Source organism: Streptomyces sp. NPDC004732 (assembly GCF_040609235.1).
In the GTDB taxonomy this organism is placed as follows: Bacteria; Actinomycetota; Actinomycetes; order Streptomycetales; family Streptomycetaceae; genus Streptomyces.
In genome coordinates this window covers 321,636-343,088 of sequence record NZ_JBEXJR010000006.1, presented here as the reverse complement: position 1 = coordinate 343,088, position 21,453 = coordinate 321,636, and the positions used below count along the sequence as shown (strand labels likewise).

Here is a 21,453-nt window from a genome sequence, read left to right as displayed (position 1 = left end):
CCAGGTGTGGGGACACAAAGTGCCAACTACCGAGTCTAACGGGGGTGCGGTGAACGAATGAGCCCGCGGGCTGCTCAGGGCGTCCTCGACAGGGTCACTGGAGATACGCCGGGGCCCCCACGGGCAACGTAAATCGGAACTGGGCGCCACCGCCGAGCGCGCGGCCGACGGTGATCATCCCGCCGTGCGCTTCCACGATGCCCTTCACGATGTACAACCCCAGTCCCGTCCCGCCGCGCTTGCTGCCCCGCCAGAAGCGGGTGAAGACCCGGCCCATCGATTCCTCCGGAATGCCGGGACCTTCGTCGCTCACGGTGACGGCCGTCTCGGCGCCGCCCCGCTCGCGCGGTGACGAGGAGGGCGCCACCTCGATGGTGACGGTTCCCTCGCCGTGCCGCACGGCATTTTCCAGCAGGTTGCTGAGCACCTGGTCGATCTTGTCCGGGTCCGCCCAGCAGTCGGGCAGCGGCCGCTGGACCCGGACGAGGAAGCGGTCCGCGTCCTGGCCCGCGGCGACATGCGCCTGGATGTGGCGCCCGACGGCCGCGCCTATGTCGACGGGCTGGCGGCGCAGCTCAAGGCGTCCGGAATCGATGCGGGAGATGTCGAGGAGCTCGGCGATCAGCCGGGTGACGCGGTTCGCGTCGGCGTCGACGGTCTCCAGCATCAGCTTCTTCTGGTCGTCGGTGAACCGTTCCCACTTGGCGAGCAGCGTCGCGGTGAAGCCCTTGACGGAGGTGAGCGGCGAGCGGAGCTCGTGGGCGACCGTGGCGATCAGCTCGGCGTGGCTGCGCTCGGTGCGGCGGCGGGCCTCGGTGTCGCGCAGGGAGACGACGACACGGCGCACGGGGCCGGTGCGGGTGGTACGCACGTACCGGGCGGTGACGAGGACCTCGCGGCCGCCGGGCAGGAGCAGGTTGCGCTCGGGCTGGCCGACGCGGATGGCGAGGCCGCCGTAGGGATCGGTCAGCTGCCACCAGCGGCGGCCTTCGAGGTCCTCTAAGGGGAGCGCGTGCTCCAGTGGGGTGCCCAGGGCGTCCGCCGCCGGTACCGCGGTGATCCGGGCCGCCGCCGCGTTGAAGCAGATGACGTGGCCCGTCTCGTCCGCGACGACGAGGCCGTCGGGCAGCTCGTCGGGGTCGAGTCCCAGGCTGCCGAGGTCACCGGGACCGCCGTGGTCCGTGCGAGCACGGACGAGGTCCTGTACTCCCGGTGCTCTGCTCGTGCCGACACTCATTCCCCGTACCCCACCTCTCGGACTGTCGGTGGGGGGTGCCTCCCTGCTCGGGGGAGTCCCCCTGTCCGGGCGGAGCCGAGAACCTGGGGGAGAAGCCGAGAGCTTGGGAGAGGGCCCCCCGAGCCCGTCACACTACTAGCTCGATGTGACGGAGCGGCACCCTCCGGCGGCGCGCTGTGCACGGGCGGACGCATAGAGGCACACGGCGGCGGCCGTCGCGAGGTTGAGGCTTTCGGCTCTGCCGTGGATCGGAACGCGCACCACCGCGTCGGCGAGTGCGCGGGTCTCCTCCGGCAGCCCCCAGGCCTCGTTGCCGAAGACCCAGGCGGTCGGGGTGCCCATGGTGCCCTTGTCGAGCTCCGCGTCGAGGTCGTCCTCACCGGCCCCGTCGGCGGCGAGGATCCGGACGCCCGCGTCCTTGAGGCCTTGCACCGCCTGTTCGACGGGTACGCCGACGGCGACCGGCAGATGGAAGTGCGAACCGACCGACGCGCGCACCGACTTGGGGTTGTAGAGGTCCACGGAGGCGTCCGTGAGGATCACGGCCTCGGCGCCCGCGGCGTCCGCGCAGCGCAGCACGGTCCCGGCGTTCCCGGGGTCGCGGACGTTCGCGAGGACGGCGACGAGCCGCGGCTTGGCCGCGAGGATCTCTTCGAAGGGCACGTCGAGGAACCGGCAGACGCCGACGAGGCCCTGCGGGGTGACGGTCGTCGAGATGTCGGCGATGACGTCCTCGTCGGCGAGGTGCACCCGGGCCCCGGCGGCGCGCGCCTCCCCCACGATGTCGGCGTACCGCTCGGCGGCGTCGACGGTGGCGAACGCCTCGACGAGCGTCTGCCCGTGCCCGGCGGCCTCCCGCACGGCCTGCGGCCCTTCGGCGAGGAACAGCCGCTCCTTGCCCCGGAAGTTCCGCTTGGCCAGCCGCCGCGCGGCACTGACGCGGGGCGACTTGGGGGAGATCAACTCAGGGGCGGGCGACATGAACTCACCTTCGGAACAGGGGCGGGGGCGCCCCTTCAGGGGCGCGGGGAACTGCGCGACCAGCCACAGCAGACCCGCGGACGGCAGACAACAGAGGCGGGCGGACGAGAGCCCGAACAGCATCGGACCCGCAAGCCGACCGGCCTGCGGGTCCGAATATCACGCTCAGCTCAGCGCGAGCGTCACGCGGCCTTGGGCGCGTTGACGTCCGACGGCAGCGCCTTCTGCGCGACCTCGACGAGCGCGGCGAACGCGTTCTCGTCGTTGACGGCCAGCTCCGCGAGGATCTTGCGGTCCACCTCGATGTTGGCGGCGTTCAGACCCTGGATGAAGCGGTTGTAGGTGATGCCGTTGGCGCGGGCAGCGGCGTTGATGCGCTGGATCCACAGCCGACGGAAGTCGCCCTTGCGCTTCTTGCGGTCGTTGTAGTTGTAGACCAGGGAGTGGGTGACCTGCTCCTTGGCCTTGCGGTACAGGCGCGAGCGCTGGCCGCGGTAGCCGCTGGCGGCTTCGAGGATCGCCCGACGCTTCTTGTGGGCGTTTACTGCCCGCTTGACGCGTGCCACTTGTTAACTCCTTGTAGCGGGGCCGTGGTTGGACTCACACGACCCGGTATCGATTGGGTCCCGGTCAGAGTTCAGGCGCGATCGGCGCCCGGACTCACTTGCCGAGAAGCTTCTTGATCTTCTTGGCGTCGCCCGGGGCCATCTCGGCGTTGCCGGTGAGGCGACGCGTCAGACGGGACGACTTGTGCTCGAGCAGGTGGCGCTTGCCGGCGCGCTCACGGAGCACCTTGCCGGAGCCGGTGATCTTGAAGCGCTTGCTGGCACCGCTGTGCGACTTGTTCTTCGGCATAGCGCCGTTCTCTCCTCGTCAGTGGCGCTCCGATGCCCGGTCGTGAAACCGGGCATCCGGGAGCCATACGTGTCAGTGGTATCCCCTGGGCCTGCGCCCTGGGGATCAGGCCTCGGCGGGAGCCTCGGCCGGGGCCTCGGCGGGAGCCTCTTCGAGCTCCTCCCCCTCGGCGGAGTTCTGCGAACGGCCCGGATTGGCCTTCGCGTCCGCCTTGCGGGCCGCCTGGGCCTCACGGGCCTCGGCCATCGCCTCGGTCTTCTTCTTGTGCGGACCGAGAACCATGATCATGTTTCGGCCGTCCTGCTTCGGGTTCGACTCGATGAACCCAAGGTCCTCGACGTCCGAAGCGAGGCGCTGCAGCAGTCGGAAGCCCAGCTCGGGGCGGGACTGCTCGCGACCACGGAACATGATCGTGATCTTGACCTTGTCGCCCTGCTTGAGGAACCGGACGACGTGACCCTTCTTGGTGTCATAGTCGTGCGGGTCGATCTTCGGCCGGAGCTTCATCTCCTTGATGACCGTGTGCGCCTGGTTCTTGCGCGCCTCACGGGCCTTCATGGCCGACTCGTACTTGAACTTCCCGTAGTCCATGAGCTTGCAGACCGGCGGACGCGCAGTCGCGGCCACCTCGACCAGGTCGAGGTCGTACTCCTGCGCAAGCTCCAGGGCCTTGGCAAGCGGAACAATCCCGACCTGCTCGCCGCTGGGACCGACAAGTCGCACCTCGGGAACGCGAATCCGGTCGTTGATGCGGGGCTCGGCGCTGATGGATCCTCCTCGGTAGCACCACGCGACCGTCTGGCGGACAGCCGCGTTACGTTTGTTAACAGGACCAACCGCGCGGAGCCACAAAAAATGCCCCGACCGATCACAGAAGGGGCTCCATGTACTACCGGAGCACCTCCGCGGTGATCGCGGGGCGCACATCGGGCGACCCCAAGCCTCGGGGACTTCGGCCGCCTGACCGGTGACCCGCCGCTCCGGGGAGCGGTCAGGTGGGAGAACGGAGCCTCCACTTGTGGGCCGGATCCTTGCGTTGACACGCGGGCATCCAGCCGGTCGTTACACAAGGTTAGCAGCTCCCCGGGGGTGGGGCGAACCACCCTGCACAACGGCTCCCGCGGCTCGGGCGGTCCGGGGCTCGGCATATCGTGTGGGACATGAGCGACGCGACCCCCACCCCCGAGTCCGCGGCCCCCGGACCCGACTCCCCCGACTTCGACACCCTGACCCGTGACATCGCGGACGTCCCCGCGGTCGAGGTGATCACCACGGTGGCGGTCCACCTGATGAGCGCCGCCGCGGTGAACCTCGGTCTCGCCGAGGGCGGCGAGGGCCACAAGGACCTGGACGAGGCCCGCAAGCTGATCCACTCGCTGGCCGGACTGCTCGACGCGAGCGCCACGGAGGTCAGCTCCTTCCACGCGGCTCCGCTGCGCGATGGCCTGAAGTCGCTGCAGCTGGCCTTCCGCGAGGCGTCGGTGGTGCCCGACGAGCCGGGTCAGGCACCCGGCGAGAAGTACACGGGCCCGGTCTTCGGCTGAGCCTTCACACCGTACGTACGTAGAGGGGCTCGCCCGGCGGCGTCGCCTCGACCGGCAGGAGTGCCAGGTCGAGGCCGCGCACCAGGCGGGCCCTCAGTGTTTCGTCGGCGGCGATCCGCCGGGCCACCCGCTGGGCGGCATCGGCCTGGTCCGCGGACGGGTCGAGGACCAGCGCGAGGGTGCCGTCCGCCCGGCCGGGGCCGAGGTGGGCGCGGAGCACGGCGGACTCGGCGGCGACTGCGGCACGGACCGCGTCGGTGACGGCCGGGTCGGCGAGCGGGTCGGCACTGGCGCGGCCCTCGGCGAGGGCGAGCAGCGCGGAGCGGCCAAGCTCGTAGGGGACGGGGCCCGCGAGGTCGAGGACGATGGTGTCGGCCTGCTCGTGGGCGGCGGCCTGCAGCGCCTGCGGCAACGGGACGGCGACGGGGCGGGCGGCCGGGTCCCACAGGGCGAGGGCCTCGATGGAGGTGAAGGCGGGCAGGGCCTTGCGGTCGCCCGCCTTGAGGGTGGGGACCGCCATGTCGCTGGTCTTCTCGCGGCGCAGGCCGTTCTCGTCCTCCTCGACCTCGCCGAGCACGGCGACGACGGGGACGAGGAGCCGGGCTCCGGCCAGGGCCGCCAGGACGGGGCCGTGGGCCGTGCGATCCGCCGACCAGGCGGCGAGCGCCGCGGCCAGCCGGGGGTCGGCGGTCCCGTCGTCGTCGGAGAAGCCGGGGTCGGGAATGTTCTTGTTCGCCTTGTTCGCCACGGTGTCGACCCTACAGAGTGCCTGTGGTGCCCCTGTCAGTCGCCCGCGGGGGACGCCGACCGCCCCTGAGACGCACCGCGGGGTGATGACACAGACCCTCAGTCGCGCCGGGGCGTCCCCGACCTGGTCCGCCACAGGTGGACCGCCAGGGCGAGCAGGGCGATGCCGAGGCCTCCGGCGGCCGGTCCCACCCAGCCCGCGGGGCCGTCTTCGCCGTTCAGCTCGTCCGGGCCGCGGCCGAAGTACGCCGTGCCGTACGACGCCGAGCGCTGCTCCTGCGGCTTGAGCCGCCCGGCGCGGTCGAGCGCGGCCGCCGGGTCGATCAGCCCGAAGCCGCGGGCGTCGTCGCGGCCGCCGGACGGGGCGTCGCGGGTGGTGTCCTCCAGGAGCTGCTTGATCTGCGCGGGCTTCAGGCCGGGGTGGGCGGCGCGGATCAGGGCGACGGCGCCCGACACGAAGGCGGAGGCGGCGCTGGTGCCCCAGCCCTCGTAGTACTTGTGGTCGGGGTCGGCGATCACGATGTCGTCGCCGGGCGCGGCGACGGTCGCGTACCAGCGGCGGGTGGAGAAGGAGGCGCGGTTGCCGTTCTCGTCGACGGCCGTCGCGGCGATCACTCCGGGGTAGGCGGCCGGGTAGGAGACGTGGTCGCCGCGCTCGCCGCCGTTGCCCGCGGAGGCGACGACGGCGACGCCCTTCTTCAGGGCGTACTGCACGGCGGCGTCCTCGGCCGGTTCGGGGTGGGCGGACTTGGAGTCGTCGCCGAGGGAGAGGTTGATGACGTCCGCGCCGTGGTCGGCGGCCCAGCGGATGCCTTCGGCGAGGGCGTTGCCGCGGGTGCTGCGGGCCTTCTTGCGGGCGGGGTCGCCGTCCTCCAGGATCACCCGGACCGGCAGGATCTTCGCCTCGGGCGCGATGCCGAGTACCCCGTCGGCGCGGCCGTCGCCGTGTCCGTGGCCCGCGATGATCCCGGCCATGGCGGTGCCGTGCCTAGCCCAGGGGCGGTCGCCGCGGCCCGCGCCGAAGCCGACCATGTCCTCGCCCTTGAGGACACTGCCCGCCAGGTCCGGGTGCTCGGCGTCTATGCCGGTGTCCAGGACGGCGACGGTGATGCCCCGGCCCTTGGTGGTCTGCCAGGCCTGGTTGGTGTGCATGGCGTCGAGGGCCCACTGCTGGGCGCGTATGCCGTCGTCGGCGTGGGCGGTGGTGGCCGGTGCCAGCGCGAGCGTGGCGGCGACGACGGCGACGAGCGGCCGCCGGACCCGCGTCCTCATGACGGCCATGCCGACCTCACTACCCCTCATGACACCTTCATGACGACTTAGCCGCGGCCGCGATGGTCTTGCGCAGACCCCGCTCGATGCGGTCGGCGATGCCCTTCGCCTCGTGGCCGAGGCCGGACTGGGCGGGCGCCGACGTGGTGTTGCTGCCCATGGCCTCGGTGGCGGGCTCGGGGTCCGTGACGGCGCGGCCGTCGGCGAATCCGGAGACGGCGTACGCGACGACCGGGGCGTCCGGCAGCACGGACATGGTCCAGGACGCGCGCTGCGCGTCGCCGAAGCCCTCGGCCGCGGTGTCCTTGGCGGCGTACGGCCGCGGCATGAGGTCGGGGCGCCGGTCGAGCCCCTCCTCCGTGAAACGGTTCCGCAGCGTCTGCATGGCGTCCACGTCGGCCTTGGTGAACAGCAGGCCCACGGTGGTGACATGGCTGCGGGTGGCGTCCGCGTAGGTGGCGCGGAGCAGGCGCAGACAGCCGACCGGTGCGAGCGCCTTGCGCAGCAGCGGGTCGAAGGCGTCCTTGCAGCCGCTGTCCGGGGCGACGGCTATCCGGGTCCAGGAGCGGTCGGCACCGCCGGGGCCCGCACCCTCGCCCTTGAGCTCGGGCGGGAAGAGCCGGTCGACGGGCACGCTGTGCCAGAGCGCGCCGGTCACCGTGTACGCGCTACGGCTCGTGCCGCCCGCCACGGACTCCCCGGTCAGCCAACTCCCGGTCGCCGCCCCACCGATGAGGCCGAGCCCAAGAACGACACAGGCGGCTGCGGCAGCCGCACGGGGCCGCGCCCAGGAGCCGACGGGGCGCAGCCGGGTGGTGCTGTCGTCGTACATCGCAGGCCGCGCAAACGACACAAAGGGCCGCCCGGCACCGGGCCCCGGCGCCAAATCAACGGCCCCGACGGCCCGCCGCGCGGCGGTGGCCCTGGCCGACGTCTCACCGGCGACGGGACGTGCGGGCGACTCGTCGGGGACGGGGCGCGCGGGCGACTCGTCGCGGACAGGGCGCGCGGGCGACTCGTCGCGGACAGGGCGCGCGGGCGACTCGTCGCGGACGGGGCGAAGCCGAGCGGTCGTCTCCTCCGGCGACACGGGCGGTTCGTGGGTGGTGCGGGACGGTGCGGGGGTGGGCGACGGGGAGGGGCTGGCGGGCCCGGTCGACGCGGAGATAGGTGCAGGGGCGGGCGACGCGTAGGGCCGGGCAGGGGCGACCGGGCCCGGGGACGCGATCACGGTCGCGGGCTTGGGTTCGGTCCCGGACGCGGTCCTGGTCCCGGCCTTGGGGTCGGTCACGGACGCGGAGCTGGTCTCGGACCCGGACCCGAACGTGGACGCGGTCCCGGATCCGGTCCTGGGCTCGGCCCTGGACGCGGACGCGGACCCGGCCCCGGACCTGGTCTCGGCACCGGACCCGAACGCGGACGTGGACGTGGTCCCGGACTCGGTCCCGGATCCCGACCCCGTCTCGTCCCTGAGTTCGGCCCTGGACGCGGACCCGGTCCCGGACCTGGTCTCGGCACCGGACCCGGACCCGAACGCGGTCCCGAACTCGGTCTTGGTCTCGGCCCTGGGTTCAGTCACGGACTCGGACGCGGACGCGGTCCTGGTCCCGAACTCGGTCCTGGTCTCGGCCCTGGATCCCGTCCCAAACCCGGACTCGGTCCTGGGCTCGGTCACGGCCCCGGACCCGGTCCTGGTTTCGGCACCGGACCCGGACCCGGTCCCGGACCCGGTCCCGGACTCGGTCCTGGGTTCGGTTCCAGACTCGGACTCGATCTCGGACCTGGTCTCGGCCCCGAACCTGGCCCCGGCCTCGGCCCCGGCCGACGGCAACTCGTCCCGAACGCGGCTCTGCTGCGGCACCGGCTTCACCGGTTCCACCGGCTTCGCGGTGGCGCCGGTGTGCGTGCGTGACGTTCCCGTGGTGGGCGGTGTCGTCGGCTGTGGGGGGACGGCAGGGCGCGGCGGGGCGGGAGGGGGCGTGCCGTCGTGGGAGCGGGACGGATCGGTGGTGGGCGCCGGGGCGTCGGTGGGCGTCGGCGGGGCGATCGTGCCGTCGGCCGTGACCGTCGGCAGGGTGTCGGGCAGTCGGGCCGAGGCCGGAGGGGGTGGGGGCGGGGCGGTGGCGCCGGAGGCCTCGCGCTCCGCTCGGGCCTGCTCGAAGGGGGCCAGCAGGTCGTGTATGCGGGCCGCCTTGCTGGGCTCCGCGTCACCGCGGGAGGGCGCGGGCCGGGGGCTGCCGAGCACCCAGTCCTGGTCGACGGGCGGCCGGACGTCGGGAAAGCGGGCGGACGGCGCGGGCGGCGGCTCGGCCGCTTCGTCGGACGGGTCCGCGGAGGAGGCCGACAGGGGCAGTGCGGACGGCGGGGCCGACGGGCGGGGCGGCGCGGCGGGACGCGGCGGGACGGGGCTGCCAGGCGCCTCCGTGCTCATGCTCCCCCCGTTTCCTCGCGCTCGGCCGGCCGGAGCGCTCGGCGGGCGAGGCTCCGTGCACACCGCTCGGCCAGGCTCCGTGCGCGTCACTCTACGGGCAGACACGGGGCGTACGGGAACTCGGTCCGCGCCCCCGGGCGATCTGCCCGGATCATCCCCCTACCCTCGGGTAATCGTGTCTGGCAGGCTTCGCCCATGACTGCCCGTGCCGCAGACCGTGCCGCCGACCGGGCCCGTTACGACCGGGCCACCGCACACCTCGACGCCCCCGTCGCGATCGTCGACCTGGACGCCTTCGACGCCAACGCCGACGACCTCGTACGCCGGGCCGCAGGCAAGCCGATCCGGGTCGCCAGCAAGTCCGTGCGCTGCCGCGCCCTGCTCGAACGGGTGCTGGCCCGCGACGGCTTCGCCGGGATCATGTCGTTCACGCTCTCGGAGTCGCTCTGGCTGGCCCGCTCCGGCTTCGACGACGTGCTGCTCGCCTACCCCTCGGCGGACCGCGCCGGGTTCGCGGAGCTGACCGCCGATCCGAAGCTCGCGGCCTCGGTGACCGTGATGGTCGACGACCCTGCCCAGCTCCGGCTGATCGACGACGCGAGGGACGGCGGGACCGAGGAGGTGCGGGTCTGCCTGGAGCTGGACACCTCCTTCAAGCCACTGGGCGGACGGGTGCGCATCGGAGCGCTCCGTTCACCGCTGCACTCGCCGGTGCAGGTCGCCGCGCTGGCCCGGGCCGTCGAACGGCGTCCCGGCTTCCGGCTCGTGGGCGTCATGGCGTACGAGGGCCATGTCGCGGGGGTGGGCGACGCGGTCGAGGGGCACCCGGCGCGGTCGCGGGCGGTCCGCATGATGCAGACCGCCGCCCGCAAGGAGCTCGCCGCTCGCCGCGCACAGACGATCGGCGCCGTCCGGGCGGTCGCGCCCGGCCTGGAGTTCGTGAACGGCGGCGGCACCGGCAGCGTGCAGCACACCGCGGCCGAGCGTGCGGTCACGGAGATCGCCGCGGGTTCGGGGCTCTTCGTGCCACGGCTCTTCGACAACTACACGTCGTTCAGCGGGCGTCCGGCCGCGCTGTTCGCTCAGCCCGTGGTGCGGCGGCCCGGCGTGGGGACGGTGACCGTGCTCGGCGGCGGCTATCCGGCGTCGGGGGTCGCGGGCGCGGACCGCTCTCCGGAGCCGTATCTCCCCGAGGGCCTGCGGTACGACCCGCAGGAGGGCGCGGGCGAGGTGCAGACGCCGCTGCACGGTCCCCCGGCGGACGATCTGCTGATCGGCGACAAGGTGTGGTTCCGGCACGCCAAGGCCGGGGAGCTGTGCGAGCGGTTCGAGACCCTGCACCTGGTCGAGGGCGACCGGGTGACGGGCAGCGTCCCGACGTACCGGGGCGAGGGCCATACGTTCCTCTGACTCCGTGGCGCGGAGATCCGTCAGAAGGGCCCTACGGCGTCGCGCCCACATCGTTGCCCACGCCGCCGCCCGTGGCGCTGTCGTCGACCGAGCGGATCCCCTGGGTGATCTCGTCGAGGACGGAGACGGGCGGCGCATCGTCGCCCGCGCCGACGGCGAAGCGGACGATGACCATCGACTCCGAGCCGACGCTCGACGCGAAGGCGAGCGACTGGACGTATCCGCCGTCGCCCTTCGCCGTGTGGACGCGCCAGCGCACGGAGTAGCCGCTGCGGCCCGCGACCGCCACCTGGCCTTCCTGCACCTTCTCGTGGCTCGTGATGCCGCCGTAGGGCTCGTTGTCCAGCTTGTCCTTGTCGTAGGCGTCGTCCGCCGCGTCCTCGATGTCGCCCAGGGCGAGGGCCTTGGGGTCCGTCTCGTCCGTGCCCGTCACGGTGTTCGACGTGACGGTGCCCTCGCGGCAGAGCCCGGAGTCGCCCGGGCAGTCGATGACGTCCGGGGTCTGGATGGTCGCGCCGCCGCCGAAGGAGTCGTCGTCCTTCTCCCAGCCCTTGGGCACGGGGAGCGTGATGCCGTTGAGGTCGTCGACGAGGGTGTCCGGGTCGGGGTCGGCGGCCGGGGACTCCGTCTTCTTCTCCGACACGGCCGGTGCCGGGGTGCTCTCGGCGGGCGCGCTCGGCGCCGGGCCGCCGCCCTGCGGGTCGTCGTCGCCCCCGCCGAGGGTGACGACGCCCGCCACGATGGCGCCGACGAGGACGACCCCGGCGACGCCCAGCGCGACGGCCTTCGCCCGGCCGCCGCCGGGGGCCGCCACCGGCATGACCGACGTCGTGGCCTGCGGCGGCCCGAACCCCTGGTGCGCCGGGGCGACTTGGGTGGGCTCGGGCGTCCGCCGGTGCTCGGTCCAGGCGGACCCGTCCCACCAGCGCTCGACGGAGGGCTGGTGCGGGTCCGGGTACCAGCCGGGCGGGGTCGTCATGCTCATTCCGGCACTCTAGGACGTGCCGCGAAGATCAGTACACCGAGTCCCGCTGGTCGGGAACGACGGAGCCGTCCTCGCGCAGGACGGGGCCCTTGCTCCCGTCGTGCTCGTTGTACGCGGCGGTCGAGCACGGGTACGTGCCGTCCTTCTGCGGCAGCGGCTCGATGAACATGGGGTTCACGACCCAGCGGCCGTCCTCGTTGTCGTACGCCCGGCACATGAACTCGCTCTTGTTGCGGTTCAGGACGAGGTGCGCACCCGTGGCGTCGCCGACGAACGTCACGTCCGTGTCGGCGTCACCGCCACCGAGGGCGATGCGGTGGCTGAAGTCCTGTTTGTCCCAGGCCTTCTTGCCCTTGATCTTGAAGATCTCCTGGTTGATCCAGCAGCGCTTCCCGTCGATGTACGGGATGGCCTCGCCCTTGTTGACGGGGACCCCGCCGCAGCCCTGGTTCCAGGTGGTGATGCGGCCCTTGCGGTCGAGGACCGAGCGGATGGCGACGGTGTGCTTGCGGTCGATGCCCACGCTCTTCGACCAGACCTCGGTGACCGGCTCGGAGCCCGCCGAGACGATGTAGACGTCGAACCCGGCCTTCTTGAGGGTGCGGATCAGGTCGCGCTGCTGGTCGTAGTAGCGGACGTAGCCCGGGATCTCGTGGGTGCCCACGGTCTGGGTGGCGCCGACGGGGGCGGCGAGCGCCTCCTTGCGGGCCTTCGCGGCGTACGACTCCAGCTCGGGGACGGTGTGCCCGGCGAAGATCTGCGGCACCCAGGCGTACTGCGGGACGGTGTGGCGGTGGTCCCACTCCCCCGCGAAGGCGGCGGCGCCGCTCATCGTCTTGCCGTCCTCGCGGACCTCGAAGATCTCGTCGGCGCAGGCGGTGTTCCTGGAGGTGGGCAGCGGCTTGCCGACGGGCACCTTCGTGCCGCACGCCTTGGTGAGCGCGCGGTCCGCGTCGTCGGTCATCCACTTACTGGTGGACTTCCAGCTCTTGGGGCGCAGGATCTTGTCGTGCCGCAGCGACCAGGCGATGGTCGCGTCGGTCACGTCGTTCTTCGTGATGGTGTTGTCCCAGTCGAACGCGGCGACCGGGCGCTTGCTCCTGCCGTGGCCCAGGTCCGGGTTCGCGCAGGTGCCGCGCTCGTCGATGGTCCGCTGGAGCTTGGCACGGTTGTTGCCGTACCACTCCAGCTTCTTCGACAGCTGTGGGCAGTCACCGCCCGCGGTGCGGGAGTTCATGGGGTGCGCGGCCGTGGCGGCGGCCGCGGGGAGTGCTGCGGGCACGGCCGCCAGGGTGGCGGCCGCGGCCAGAGTCAGCGCCAAAATGTTTCTGTTACGCATGCGAGTGGACCGTACATCAGTCCTACGAGGCTGACGATGCCGTCGGCGCCCCGTACACCGTGTCCCGCTGATCGGGGATCACGGAGCCGTCCGTACGGCGCACCGGGCCCTTCGCCCCGTCCCGTTCCGTGTAGCCGGTGGAGGCGCAGGGGTAGGGGTCGGCCTGCTTGCCCTTGGGCTCGATGAACATGGGGTTCACCAGCCAGCGCCCGTCGCCGTTCTCGTAGGCGCGGCACATCAGCTCGTTCTTGTTGCGGTTCAGGACGAGCCTGAGGCCGGTGGCGTCACGCAGGAAGGAGATGTCCGTGTCGGAGTCGCCCGCCGCGAACACCTGGCGCTTCGCGGCCGGTTGGACCTTCTCGGCGGCCGCGCCGCGCACGCCGAAGATCTCCTTGTTGATCCAGCAGCGCTTGCCGTCGATGTACGTGATCATCGAGTCGTCGCCGTCCCTGACCGTGCCGCAGCCCTTGAGGTGAGCGGTGTGCTTCCCGTGCGCGGTGACGTTGCGGATGCCGATGGTGTGCCGGGCGTCGACGCCCACGCCCTTCCCCCACACCTCGGCGATCGGCTCGGGCGACGCGGAGACGACGTAGACGTCGAATCCGGCCTTCTTGAGCGTACGGATCAGGTCGCGCTGCTGGTCGTAGTAGCGGACCCAGCCGGTGACCTTTCCGGTGCCGACCCGCTGCTCCGCGCCGACGGGCGCGGCGAGGTTCTCCTTGCGGGCCGCGGCCGCGAACTGCTTGACCTGGCGCGTGGACCAGCCGCGGGTGAGCTGGGCGAGCCAGGCGTACTGCGGCTCCATGCGGCGGTGGTCGAAGCCGTCGAAGGCCGCCTTGCCCGCGGTGGTGGTGCCCTCGCTGTAGACGGAGAGGATCTCGTCGGCGCAGGCGGTGTCGTGGCGGGTGGGCAGGGTGGCGCCGGGGCCCGGGCAGGCCCTGGCCAGGGCCTTGGCCGCGGGGGCGGTCAGATAGCGGCTCGTGGTGCGCCAGTCGCCGTGCTCGGGCGTGCGGATCTTGCCGTTGCGCAGCAGCCAGAACATGGTGGCGTCGCCGATGTCGTTCTTGATGACGGTGTTGTCCCAGTCGAAGGTGGCGACCGGCTTGGCGCCGCCCTTGTGCCGCTGGGGCCCGCAGTGGCCGTACGTGTCGATCATGCGCTGGAGCCGCGCCTTGTTCTTGCCGTACCAGCCCTTCGACACGGTGAGGTCGGGGCAGGCCGTGGGCCGCCCGTGGGCGGTGGGCTGGGTGGCTTCCGCGGTGGCCTGGACGGTGACGAGACCGGCTCCGGCGACGACGAGGACAGCGGTGGCCGCGGTGGCGCGGCGCTTGAAGTTCACGAACACACTCCCGTGTTTACGCAGGTCAGCCGGGCGTCGTGCGACGCCCGGCTGACGGGTGGGTGACCCTGGGGTGAACTGTCCGGTGAGGCCTGGAGAGGCGTGGCCTAGAGGGGCGTGACGTACGCCCCGGTGAGGCCGCCGTCGACGAGGAAGTCCGTGGCGTTCACGAACGAGGAGTCGTCGCTGGCGAGGAACGCCACCGCGGACGCCATCTCGTCGGCCTCGGCGAAGCGGCCCACGGGGATGTGCACGAGGCGGCGCGCGGCCCGCTCGGGGTCCTTGGCGAACAGCTCCTGGAGGAGCGGGGTGTTGACGGGGCCCGGGCAGAGCGCGTTGACGCGGATGCCCTCGCGGGCGAACTGCACACCGAGCTCGCGGGACATGGCGAGGACGCCGCCCTTGGAGGCCGTGTAGGAGATCTGGGACGTCGCCGCGCCCATCCTCGCCACGAACGAGGCGGTGTTGATGATCGAGCCCTTGCCCTGGCGCCGCATGTAGGGAATGGCGGCCTTGCAGCACAGGTAGACGGAGGTGAGGTTGACGTCCTGGACGCGCTTCCAGGCCTCAAGACCGGTGTCCAGGATGGAGTCGTCGTCGGGCGGCGAGATGCCCGCGTTGTTGAAGGCGATGTCGACGGAGCCGTAGGTGTCGAAGGCCGTCTTGAAGAGCGCCTCGACCTGCTCGGCGTCGGTGACGTCGACCTTCACGAAGGTCCCGCCGACCTCCTCGGCCGCGGCCTTGCCCGCCGTCTCGTCGATGTCGCCGCACACGACGTTGGCGCCCTCGGAGGCGAGGCGGCGCGCGGTGGCGAGGCCGATGCCGCTGCCCGCGCCGGTGATGACGGCGGTACGGCCTACCAGGCGGCGGCAGATGTTTTCTGACATGGGTTCAGGCCTCCGTGCTGATGAAGACGTTCTTGGTTTCCGTGAAAGCGGCGAGCGCGTCCGGGCCGAGCTCACGGCCGAGTCCGGACTGCTTGTAACCCCCGAACGGGGTCCAATAGCGCACGCTGGAGTGCGAGTTGACGGAGAGGTTGCCTGCCCTGACTCCCCCCGACACCCGCAGGGCCCGGCCGACGTCACGCGTCCACATGGAGCCGGAGAGGCCGTAGTCGGTGGCGTTGGCGAGCCGGATCGCGTCGGCCTCGTCCTCGAAGGGGATGACGACGGCGACGGGCCCGAAGACCTCCTCCGCGGCCACCGGGGCGTCCGGGTCCACATCGGTGAGCAGCGTCGGCGGGAACCAGAAGCCGGGGCCCTCGGGCACCGTGCCGTGGATGCCGTCGCCGGGGGTGACGTAGGAGCGGACCCGGTCCAGCTGGGCCCTGGAGATCAGCGGGCCCATCTGGGTCTTCTCGTCGGAGGGGTCGCCCACGACGATGGACTCGATCGCGGGCGTCACGACCTCGATGAAGCGGTCGTACACCGAGCGCTGGACGAGGACACGGGTGCGGGCGCAGCAGTCCTGGCCCGAGTTGTCCAGGTACGACATGGGGGTGGCCAGCGCCGCCGCTTCCACGTCGGCGTCGGCGAAGACGATGTTCGGGCTCTTGCCGCCGAGTTCGAGGGTCAGGCGCTTCACGCGGTCGGCGCACCTGGCCATGATCTGCTTGCCGACGCGGGTGGAGCCGGTGAACACGATCTTGGCGACGCCGGGGTGCTCGACCAGCGCGTTGCCCGCGACGCCGCCCTCGCCGGGCAGGACCTGGAAGAGGCCTTCGGGCAGGCCTGCCGCCAGGGCGAGTTCGGCGAGGCGGAGCGCGGTGAGCGGCGTCGTCTCTGCGGGCTTGAGGATCACCGCGTTGCCCGCCGCGAGGGCAGGGGCCGTGCCCCACGCGGCGATCGGCATCGGGAAGTTCCACGGCGCGATGACGCCCACGACCCCGAGGGGTTCCAGGACGGTGACGTTCAGGCCGCCGGGGACCGGAATCTGACGGCCATTCAGGCGCTCCGCTCCCCCGGCCGAGAAGTCGAGGAGGTCGCGGACGTTGCCCGCCTCCCAGCGCGCGTTGCCGATGACGTGACCGGCCTCGCGCACCTCCAACCGGGCCAGTTCTTCGAGGTGTTCGTCCACCTGGGCGGCGAAGCGGCGCAGGAGCCTGGCCCGGTCGGCGGGGGCGGCCGCGGCCCACTGTTCCTGGGCCCGCGCGGCGCGGGCGACGGCGGCGTCGACGTCCTGCACGGTGGCGGCGGGGACGGTCGCGACGACCTCTTCCGTCGCCGGGTTCAGTACCTCAAGCAAGGGTGCCTCACATGCGTTCGAAGGAGCGGCGGAGCTCCCAGTCGGTCACCACGGAGTCGAAGGCCTGCAGCTCGACCCGCGCCATGTTGCGGTAGTGCGCGACCACCTCGTCGCCGAAGGCGGCCTTGGCGATGGGGCTGTTCTCCCAGAGCTCGGCGGCCTCGCGCAGGGTGGTGGGGACGTGCTCGTACTCGCCGGTGTAGGCGTTGCCGGTGCACTCCTCGGGCAGTTCGAGCTTCTGCTCTATGCCGTACAGGCCCGCGGCGACGAGCCCGGCGACGGCCAGGTGCGGGTTGACGTCTCCGCCGGGCAGCCGGTTCTCGAAGCGCATCGAGCGGCCGTGGCCGACGACGCGGAGCGCGCAGGTGCGGTTGTCGTACCCCCAGGCGGCGGCGGTCGGCGCGAACGTGCCGGGCTGGAACCGCTTGTAGGAGTTGATGTTGGGCGCGTAGAGGAGGGAGAAGTCGCGGAGCGCCGCGAGCTGGCCCGCGAGGAAGTGCCGCATGACGGGCGACATCCCGCCGGGGTCGTCCGCGGTACCCGCCATGACGTTGGTGCCTTCGGCATCCTGCAGCGAGAGGTGGATGTGGCAGGAGTTGCCCTCGCGCTCGTTGAACTTGGCCATGAAGGTGAGGGAGACACCTTCCTGGGCCGCGATCTCCTTGGCGCCGGTCTTGTAGATGGCGTGCTGGTCGCAGGTGACGAGGGCCTCGTCGTACTTGAACACGATCTCGTGCTGGCCGGGGTTGCACTCGCCCTTGGCCGACTCGACGACGAGTCCGGCGGCCGCCATGTCGTTGCGGATGCGGCGCAGCAGGGGCTCGATGCGGCCGGTGCCGAGGACCGAGTAGTCGATGTTGTACTGGTTGGCGGGGGTGAGGTCCTTGTACCCGGCGTCCCAGGCCTGTTCGTAGGTGTCCTTGAAGACGATGAATTCGAGCTCCGTGCCGACGTGCGCGGTGTATCCGAGCTCCGCGAGCCGGTCCAGCTGGCGGCGGAGGATCTGGCGGGGCGCGGCCACGACGGGCGAGGCGTCGTTCCACGCGAGGTCCGCGATGAGCATCGCGGTGCCCTCGTTCCAGGGGACCCGGCGCAGGGTGGAGACGTCGGCGTGCATGGCGAAGTCGCCGTAGCCGCGGTCCCAGGAGGACATCGCGTAGCCGTCGACCGTGTTCATGTCCGCGTCGACGGCCAGGAGGTAGTTGCAGCCCTCCGTGCCGTGTTCGAGGACCTCGTCGAGGAAGAAGCGGGCGGCGAACCGCTTGCCCTGGAGCCGCCCCTGCATATCGGGGAAGGCCAGGACGACAGTGTCGATCTCGCCACTGGCGACGAGTGCCTTCAGCTCCTCGACGGCCAGCGGGGGTGTGCGGTCTGCCACGGGAAAAGCCTCCTTGGGTCAGCCGGGAGCCATAAGGTATTGCCGAGAACCATTGCTTGGGAAGGGGGTACGGACATGTCGCACACGGAAGAGGGCACGGCGGCGTCCGCACCGGACGACGAGCGCCTGACGGCGGTGCTGCGCCCGGTGCGGGCGGGCAACGGCTTCGAGGAGGCCCTGGAGCAGATCCTCCAGGTCGTCCGCCTCGGCCTGGTGCCCGGTGGCGAACGCCTGCCGTCGGAGCGGGAGCTGGCCGACCGGCTCGGCATCAGCCGGGTCACGCTGCGCGAGGTCCTCAAGGTGCTGCAGGACCAGGGCCTGGTCGAGTCGCGGCGCGGGCGGTACGGCGGCACGTTCGTGCGGCCGCGCCCCGAGGCGCCGGGCGAGGACGAGCTGCGCCGCCGCATCAAGGACGTCGACGTCGAGGACGCGCTGCGGTTCCGGGAGGTCCTGGAGGTCGGCGCGGCCGGGCTGTGCGCGGCGCACGGCCTGTCCGACGAGCAGGCGGACCGCCTGCGCACGGCGCTCACCCGGACGCACGACGCGCCCCTGGCGGAGTACCGGCGCCAGGACACCCTGCTGCACCTCACGCTCGCCGAACTGTGCGGGTCGCCGACGCTCACCGCCCAGTACGCGGCGGTCCGTGCGACCGTCAACGACCTCCTGGACTGCATCCCGCTGCTCGTGCGGAACCTGGAGCACTCGCAGCGCCAGCACACGGCGCTCGTCGAGGCGGTGCTCGACGGGGACGCGGACGGCGCGCGGGAAATGATGCGGGAGCACTGCGCGGGGACGGCGGCGCTGCTGCGCGGCTTCCTGACGTGAGGCGCTGTTAACCACCGGGTAACGCAAGGGGCTTGCTTTCTCCCACCCGGCACGGCAAAGGTATGCACCCGGCAAAGGTATGTATCCGTTCCATTGAGTCACCCCGCCGCCAAGCCGCAGTGCCGCCGCATAGGAGCCGTGCCATGACCATGGATTCCACCCCGCCGAAACAAGCCGAACCGGCGGACGACTATCTGGAACGCAGGACGCTGCGCCGCGGCAGCGCGGGCTGGCTCCTGCTCACCGGCCTCGGCGTCGCCTATGTCGTCTCCGGCGACTACTCGGGATGGAACTTCGGCCTCGCGGAGGGCGGCTTCGGCGGCCTCGGCATCGCCATGGCCCTCATGGGCGTGATGTACGCGTGCATGGTCTTCTCGCTCGCCGAGCTCTCGTCCGTCCTCCCGACGGCGGGCGGCGGCTACGGCTTCGCGCGGCGGGCGCTCGGCCCCTTGGGCGGCTTCCTGACCGGCACAGCGATCCTCATCGAGTACATCCTGGCACCCGCCGCGATCTCCATCTTCATCGGTGACTACGTCGAGTCGCTGGGCCTCTTCGGCCTCAGCTCCGGCTGGCCCGTCTATCTGGCCTGCTTCGTGATCTTCATCGGCATCCACCTGTGGGGCGTCGGCGAAGCGCTGCGCTTCAGCTTCGTCGTGACCGGCATCGCGGTGGCGGCGCTGCTGATCTTCGCGGTCGGCGCGTTCATGGACTTCGACGCGTCGAAGCTGAACGACATCCCCGTCGAGGCGGACGCCTTCGGCTCCAACTCCTGGCTGCCGATGGGCCTGTTGGGCATCTGGGCGGCGTTCCCGTTCGGCATGTGGTTCTTCCTCGGCGTGGAGGGCGTACCGCTGGCCGCCGAGGAGACCAAGGACCCGGCGCGCACCCTGCCCCGCGCGATCCGCTGGTCGATGGCCATCCTCATCGTCCTGGCACTCCTCACCTTCTTCGCGTCGTCCGGCGCGCGGGGCGCGAACGCGATCCAGGGCGCGGGCAACCCGCTGGTCGAGGCGTTGCAGCCGGACGGCGAGGCGACGACGCTCAGCCGCATCGTCAACTACGCGGGCCTCGCGGGCCTGGTGGCCTCCTTCTTCTCCCTCATCTACGCCGGTTCGCGCCAGCTCTTCGCGCTCTCCCGGGCGGGCTACCTCCCCCGCTTCCTCTCGCTCACCAGCAGCCGCAAGGCCCCCTACCTGGGCCTGCTCGTGCCGGGCGCGATCGGCTTCGGCCTGGCCGCGGCGACCGGTGACGGCGCCCGCATGCTGAACGTCGCGGTGTTCGGCGCGACCATCTCGTACGCGCTGATGTCGCTCTCGCACATCGTGCTGCGCCGCCGCGAGCCCGGCCTGGAGCGGCCCTACCGCACCCCCGGCGGCATTCTGACCTCGTCCGTGGCGCTGGTCCTCGCCTGTGCGGCGCTGGTCGCGACGTTCCTGGTGGACGTGACGGCGGCGCTCATCGCGCTCGGGGTGTACGTGGTCGCCATCGCCTACTTCGGGATCTACAGCCGCAAGCACCTGGTGGCGCGCGCGCCGGAGGAGGAGTTCGCGGCGCTCGCCGCCGCCGAGGCAGAGTTGGAACGCAACTGATCAGCACGGCCGAAGGAGAACGGTGAGGAAGAGCGCAGTGAGCGGCAGGCCGCTGATCGGGGTCAGCACCTATCTGGAGGCCAAGGTCAGCTGGGGCGTGTGGGAGCTCCCCGCGGCCGTGCTGCCCGCCGGATATCCGCGCCTGGTGCGGGCGGCGGGCGGCCTCACCGCGATGCTGCCGCCGGACGATCCCTCGTACGCCGCCGAGGTCGTCGCCCGGCTGGACGGCGTGGTCGTCGCGGGCGGGCCGGACGTGGAACCCGAGCGGTACGGCGCGGCGCGCGAGGAGCGCACCGGGCCGCCCGCGCGGGAGCGGGACGCGTGGGAACTCGCGCTGATCGAGGCCGCGTTGGCGTCGGGGACGCCGCTGCTCGGCATCTGCCGGGGCATGCAGCTCATGAACGTGGCGCTCGGCGGGACGCTGGTCCAGCACATGGAAGGACACGTGGAGCGGATCGGCGTGTTCGGCACGCACGCGGTGAAGCCGGTCCCCGGCACGCTCTACGAGTCGATCGTGCCGGATGCGTCCACGGACGTGCCGACCTACCACCACCAGGCGGTGGACCGCCTCGGCAGGGACCTGGCGGTGTCGGCGTACGCGACGGACGGCACGGTCGAGGCGGTCGAGCTCCCCCACCCCGCCTGGGCGCTCGGCGTGCAGTGGCATCCGGAGATGGGCGAGGACGCGCGCGTCATGGCGGCACTGGTCCGAGCCGCGTCCTGAGCCGGGCGGAGGGTCAGCGGTGCCGCCCCGCTCTCGCTACTCCCCCTCCGCAGCCGTGCGCGACACCAGCCGCTCGTACCGCTGCCGGGCCGCCTGCGGGGTGCCGAGGCCGAGGCCGAAGGCGATCTCCGGCCAGGTCATGCCGCGGCCGCGGGCCATCTGGAGGAGGCCGGTCTCCAGCTCGTCCATCTCGCCGCGGGCCATCGGCAGGAGGGTGAGCGCCGCGGTGATGTCGGCGTGGTCCACGTCCGGTTCGTCATCGACGGCCTTCGCGGCCCCGCTGAGCAGGAACGACACGATCCGGACCGCTTCGTGCGGGCCGAGGACGGTGGGATGGACCTGCCGCTTGCGCTGCGCGTCGTCCGCCGCGTGCCGTTCGGCGATGCGCATCAGCGAGGCATAGGCGCGCCGGGCGCGGGCCTCGTCCGGGTGCGGGGGCGTGAAGGGGTCGGCGGCCTGGGGCTGCTGTTCGGGGTTCGGCATGCGTCCAGCATGGGATGACACACCCCTGATGGTCAACAGTTCGTTGTGAACACTTTGTTTGCTTCGTACG

Annotated in this window: 20 protein-coding genes; 5 read left to right on the top strand and 15 right to left on the bottom strand. The window is 72.0% G+C overall.

The genetic code is table 11. The features are described from left to right. Positions 1-94: 94 nt before the first annotated feature. The 5 genes from ABZV77_RS20220 to infC all read right to left on the bottom strand — a co-directional run bounded on the left by ABZV77_RS20220 (position 95) and on the right by infC (position 3,841). Positions 95-1,237 carry an ATP-binding protein gene (locus ABZV77_RS20220; RefSeq protein ID WP_356258415.1) on the bottom strand — a complete coding sequence of 381 codons (1,143 nt, stop codon included), beginning with the start codon at positions 1,235-1,237 and terminating at the stop codon, positions 95-97. Positions 1,238-1,372: 135 nt separating this feature from the next. Continuing rightward, on the bottom strand, positions 1,373-2,218 hold the full coding sequence (locus ABZV77_RS20215) for an RNA methyltransferase (RefSeq protein ID WP_356258412.1): 846 nt from the start codon (positions 2,216-2,218) through the stop codon (positions 1,373-1,375). Positions 2,219-2,400: 182 nt separating this feature from the next. After that, positions 2,401-2,784, bottom strand: coding sequence for a 50S ribosomal protein L20 (gene rplT, locus ABZV77_RS20210; RefSeq protein WP_356258409.1), 384 nt, complete (start codon positions 2,782-2,784; stop codon positions 2,401-2,403). 94 nt (positions 2,785-2,878) lie between these two features. Beyond that, positions 2,879-3,073 carry a 50S ribosomal protein L35 gene (gene rpmI / locus ABZV77_RS20205; protein WP_003947156.1) on the bottom strand — a complete coding sequence of 65 codons (195 nt, stop codon included), beginning with the start codon at positions 3,071-3,073 and terminating at the stop codon, positions 2,879-2,881. 105 nt (positions 3,074-3,178) lie between these two features. Next, positions 3,179-3,841, bottom strand: a complete 663-nt coding sequence (gene infC / locus ABZV77_RS20200) for a translation initiation factor IF-3 (RefSeq protein WP_356259006.1) — start codon at positions 3,839-3,841, stop codon at positions 3,179-3,181. 392 nt (positions 3,842-4,233) lie between these two features. On the opposite strand from infC, the gene ABZV77_RS20195 reads away from it, so the two are divergent. Further along, on the top strand, positions 4,234-4,617 hold the full coding sequence (locus tag ABZV77_RS20195; protein WP_356258406.1) for a DUF1844 domain-containing protein: 384 nt from the start codon (positions 4,234-4,236) through the stop codon (positions 4,615-4,617). A 4-nt stretch (positions 4,618-4,621) separates the two neighbouring features. On the opposite strand, the gene ABZV77_RS20190 is transcribed toward ABZV77_RS20195, so the two are convergent. From ABZV77_RS20190 to ABZV77_RS20180, 3 genes are all read right to left on the bottom strand, one after another. Then, positions 4,622-5,365 carry an SseB family protein gene (locus tag ABZV77_RS20190; RefSeq protein WP_356258404.1) on the bottom strand — a complete coding sequence of 248 codons (744 nt, stop codon included), beginning with the start codon at positions 5,363-5,365 and terminating at the stop codon, positions 4,622-4,624. A 98-nt stretch (positions 5,366-5,463) separates the two neighbouring features. Continuing rightward, positions 5,464-6,636 carry a type VII secretion-associated serine protease mycosin gene (gene mycP, locus ABZV77_RS20185; protein WP_356259004.1) on the bottom strand — a complete coding sequence of 391 codons (1,173 nt, stop codon included), beginning with the start codon at positions 6,634-6,636 and terminating at the stop codon, positions 5,464-5,466. 37 nt (positions 6,637-6,673) lie between these two features. Then, entirely contained in the window at positions 6,674-9,067 is a 2,394-nt protein-coding gene (locus tag ABZV77_RS20180; protein WP_356258401.1) for a hypothetical protein, read from the bottom strand. 195 nt (positions 9,068-9,262) lie between these two features. On the opposite strand from ABZV77_RS20180, the gene ABZV77_RS20175 reads away from it, so the two are divergent. Next, a complete protein-coding gene (locus ABZV77_RS20175) occupies positions 9,263-10,477 on the top strand; it encodes an amino acid deaminase/aldolase (protein WP_356258398.1) in 1,215 nt (404 codons plus the stop codon). Between the two features lie 31 nt (positions 10,478-10,508). On the opposite strand, the gene ABZV77_RS20170 is transcribed toward ABZV77_RS20175, so the two are convergent. The 6 genes from ABZV77_RS20170 to ABZV77_RS20145 all read right to left on the bottom strand — a co-directional run bounded on the left by ABZV77_RS20170 (position 10,509) and on the right by ABZV77_RS20145 (position 17,762). After that, positions 10,509-11,462, bottom strand: a complete 954-nt coding sequence (locus ABZV77_RS20170; protein WP_356258397.1) for a DUF2510 domain-containing protein — start codon at positions 11,460-11,462, stop codon at positions 10,509-10,511. A gap of 28 nt (positions 11,463-11,490) precedes the next feature. After that, a complete protein-coding gene (locus ABZV77_RS20165; protein ID WP_356258394.1) occupies positions 11,491-12,801 on the bottom strand; it encodes a haloacid dehalogenase-like hydrolase in 1,311 nt (436 codons plus the stop codon). Between the two features lie 22 nt (positions 12,802-12,823). Further along, positions 12,824-14,140, bottom strand: a complete 1,317-nt coding sequence (locus tag ABZV77_RS20160; RefSeq protein ID WP_356258391.1) for a haloacid dehalogenase-like hydrolase — start codon at positions 14,138-14,140, stop codon at positions 12,824-12,826. Between the two features lie 107 nt (positions 14,141-14,247). Beyond that, positions 14,248-15,027 carry a 3-oxoacyl-ACP reductase gene (locus tag ABZV77_RS20155; RefSeq protein ID WP_356258389.1) on the bottom strand — a complete coding sequence of 260 codons (780 nt, stop codon included), beginning with the start codon at positions 15,025-15,027 and terminating at the stop codon, positions 14,248-14,250. A gap of 4 nt (positions 15,028-15,031) precedes the next feature. Next, positions 15,032-16,384 carry an aldehyde dehydrogenase family protein gene (locus ABZV77_RS20150; RefSeq protein WP_356258386.1) on the bottom strand — a complete coding sequence of 451 codons (1,353 nt, stop codon included), beginning with the start codon at positions 16,382-16,384 and terminating at the stop codon, positions 15,032-15,034. 7 nt (positions 16,385-16,391) lie between these two features. Continuing rightward, the gene (locus ABZV77_RS20145; protein ID WP_356258384.1) at positions 16,392-17,762 is read right to left on the bottom strand and encodes a glutamine synthetase family protein; all 1,371 of its coding nucleotides are present in this window, start codon (positions 17,760-17,762) and stop codon (positions 16,392-16,394) included. 75 nt (positions 17,763-17,837) lie between these two features. Between ABZV77_RS20145 and ABZV77_RS20140 the strand changes: the two genes are divergently transcribed. From ABZV77_RS20140 to ABZV77_RS20130, 3 genes are all read left to right on the top strand, one after another. Beyond that, positions 17,838-18,587, top strand: a complete 750-nt coding sequence (locus tag ABZV77_RS20140) for an FCD domain-containing protein (protein ID WP_356258381.1) — start codon at positions 17,838-17,840, stop codon at positions 18,585-18,587. A gap of 143 nt (positions 18,588-18,730) precedes the next feature. Further along, positions 18,731-20,176, top strand: coding sequence for an ethanolamine permease (gene eat, locus ABZV77_RS20135; RefSeq protein WP_356258378.1), 1,446 nt, complete (start codon positions 18,731-18,733; stop codon positions 20,174-20,176). Positions 20,177-20,198: 22 nt separating this feature from the next. Next, complete coding sequence (locus tag ABZV77_RS20130) at positions 20,199-20,900, top strand: gamma-glutamyl-gamma-aminobutyrate hydrolase family protein (RefSeq protein WP_356258375.1); 702 nt, start codon at positions 20,199-20,201, stop codon at positions 20,898-20,900. Positions 20,901-20,936: 36 nt separating this feature from the next. On the opposite strand, the gene ABZV77_RS20125 is transcribed toward ABZV77_RS20130, so the two are convergent. Then, complete coding sequence (locus tag ABZV77_RS20125; RefSeq protein ID WP_356258373.1) at positions 20,937-21,383, bottom strand: DNA-binding protein; 447 nt, start codon at positions 21,381-21,383, stop codon at positions 20,937-20,939. Positions 21,384-21,453 lie beyond the last annotated feature (70 nt).

Bases quoted from the DNA above. Each gene is read 5' to 3' on its own strand.
- rpmI (WP_003947156.1), bottom strand. From the start codon at position 3,073: ATGCCGAAGAACAAGTCGCACAGCGGTGCCAGCAAGCGCTTCAAGATC.
- ABZV77_RS20170 (WP_356258397.1), bottom strand. From the start codon at position 11,462: ATGAGCATGACGACCCCGCCCGGCTGGTACCCGGACCCGCACCAGCCC.
- mycP (WP_356259004.1), bottom strand. From the start codon at position 6,636: ATGAGGACGCGGGTCCGGCGGCCGCTCGTCGCCGTCGTCGCCGCCACG.
- ABZV77_RS20220 (WP_356258415.1), bottom strand. From the start codon at position 1,237: ATGAGTGTCGGCACGAGCAGAGCACCGGGAGTACAGGACCTCGTCCGT.
- ABZV77_RS20155 (WP_356258389.1), bottom strand. From the start codon at position 15,027: ATGTCAGAAAACATCTGCCGCCGCCTGGTAGGCCGTACCGCCGTCATC.
- eat (WP_356258378.1), top strand. From the start codon at position 18,731: ATGACCATGGATTCCACCCCGCCGAAACAAGCCGAACCGGCGGACGAC.
- ABZV77_RS20165 (WP_356258394.1), bottom strand. From the start codon at position 12,801: ATGCGTAACAGAAACATTTTGGCGCTGACTCTGGCCGCGGCCGCCACC.
- ABZV77_RS20215 (WP_356258412.1), bottom strand. From the start codon at position 2,218: ATGTCGCCCGCCCCTGAGTTGATCTCCCCCAAGTCGCCCCGCGTCAGT.
- ABZV77_RS20140 (WP_356258381.1), top strand. From the start codon at position 17,838: ATGTCGCACACGGAAGAGGGCACGGCGGCGTCCGCACCGGACGACGAG.
- ABZV77_RS20125 (WP_356258373.1), bottom strand. From the start codon at position 21,383: ATGCCGAACCCCGAACAGCAGCCCCAGGCCGCCGACCCCTTCACGCCC.
- ABZV77_RS20195 (WP_356258406.1), top strand. From the start codon at position 4,234: ATGAGCGACGCGACCCCCACCCCCGAGTCCGCGGCCCCCGGACCCGAC.
- ABZV77_RS20180 (WP_356258401.1), bottom strand. From the start codon at position 9,067: ATGAGCACGGAGGCGCCTGGCAGCCCCGTCCCGCCGCGTCCCGCCGCG.
- ABZV77_RS20175 (WP_356258398.1), top strand. From the start codon at position 9,263: ATGACTGCCCGTGCCGCAGACCGTGCCGCCGACCGGGCCCGTTACGAC.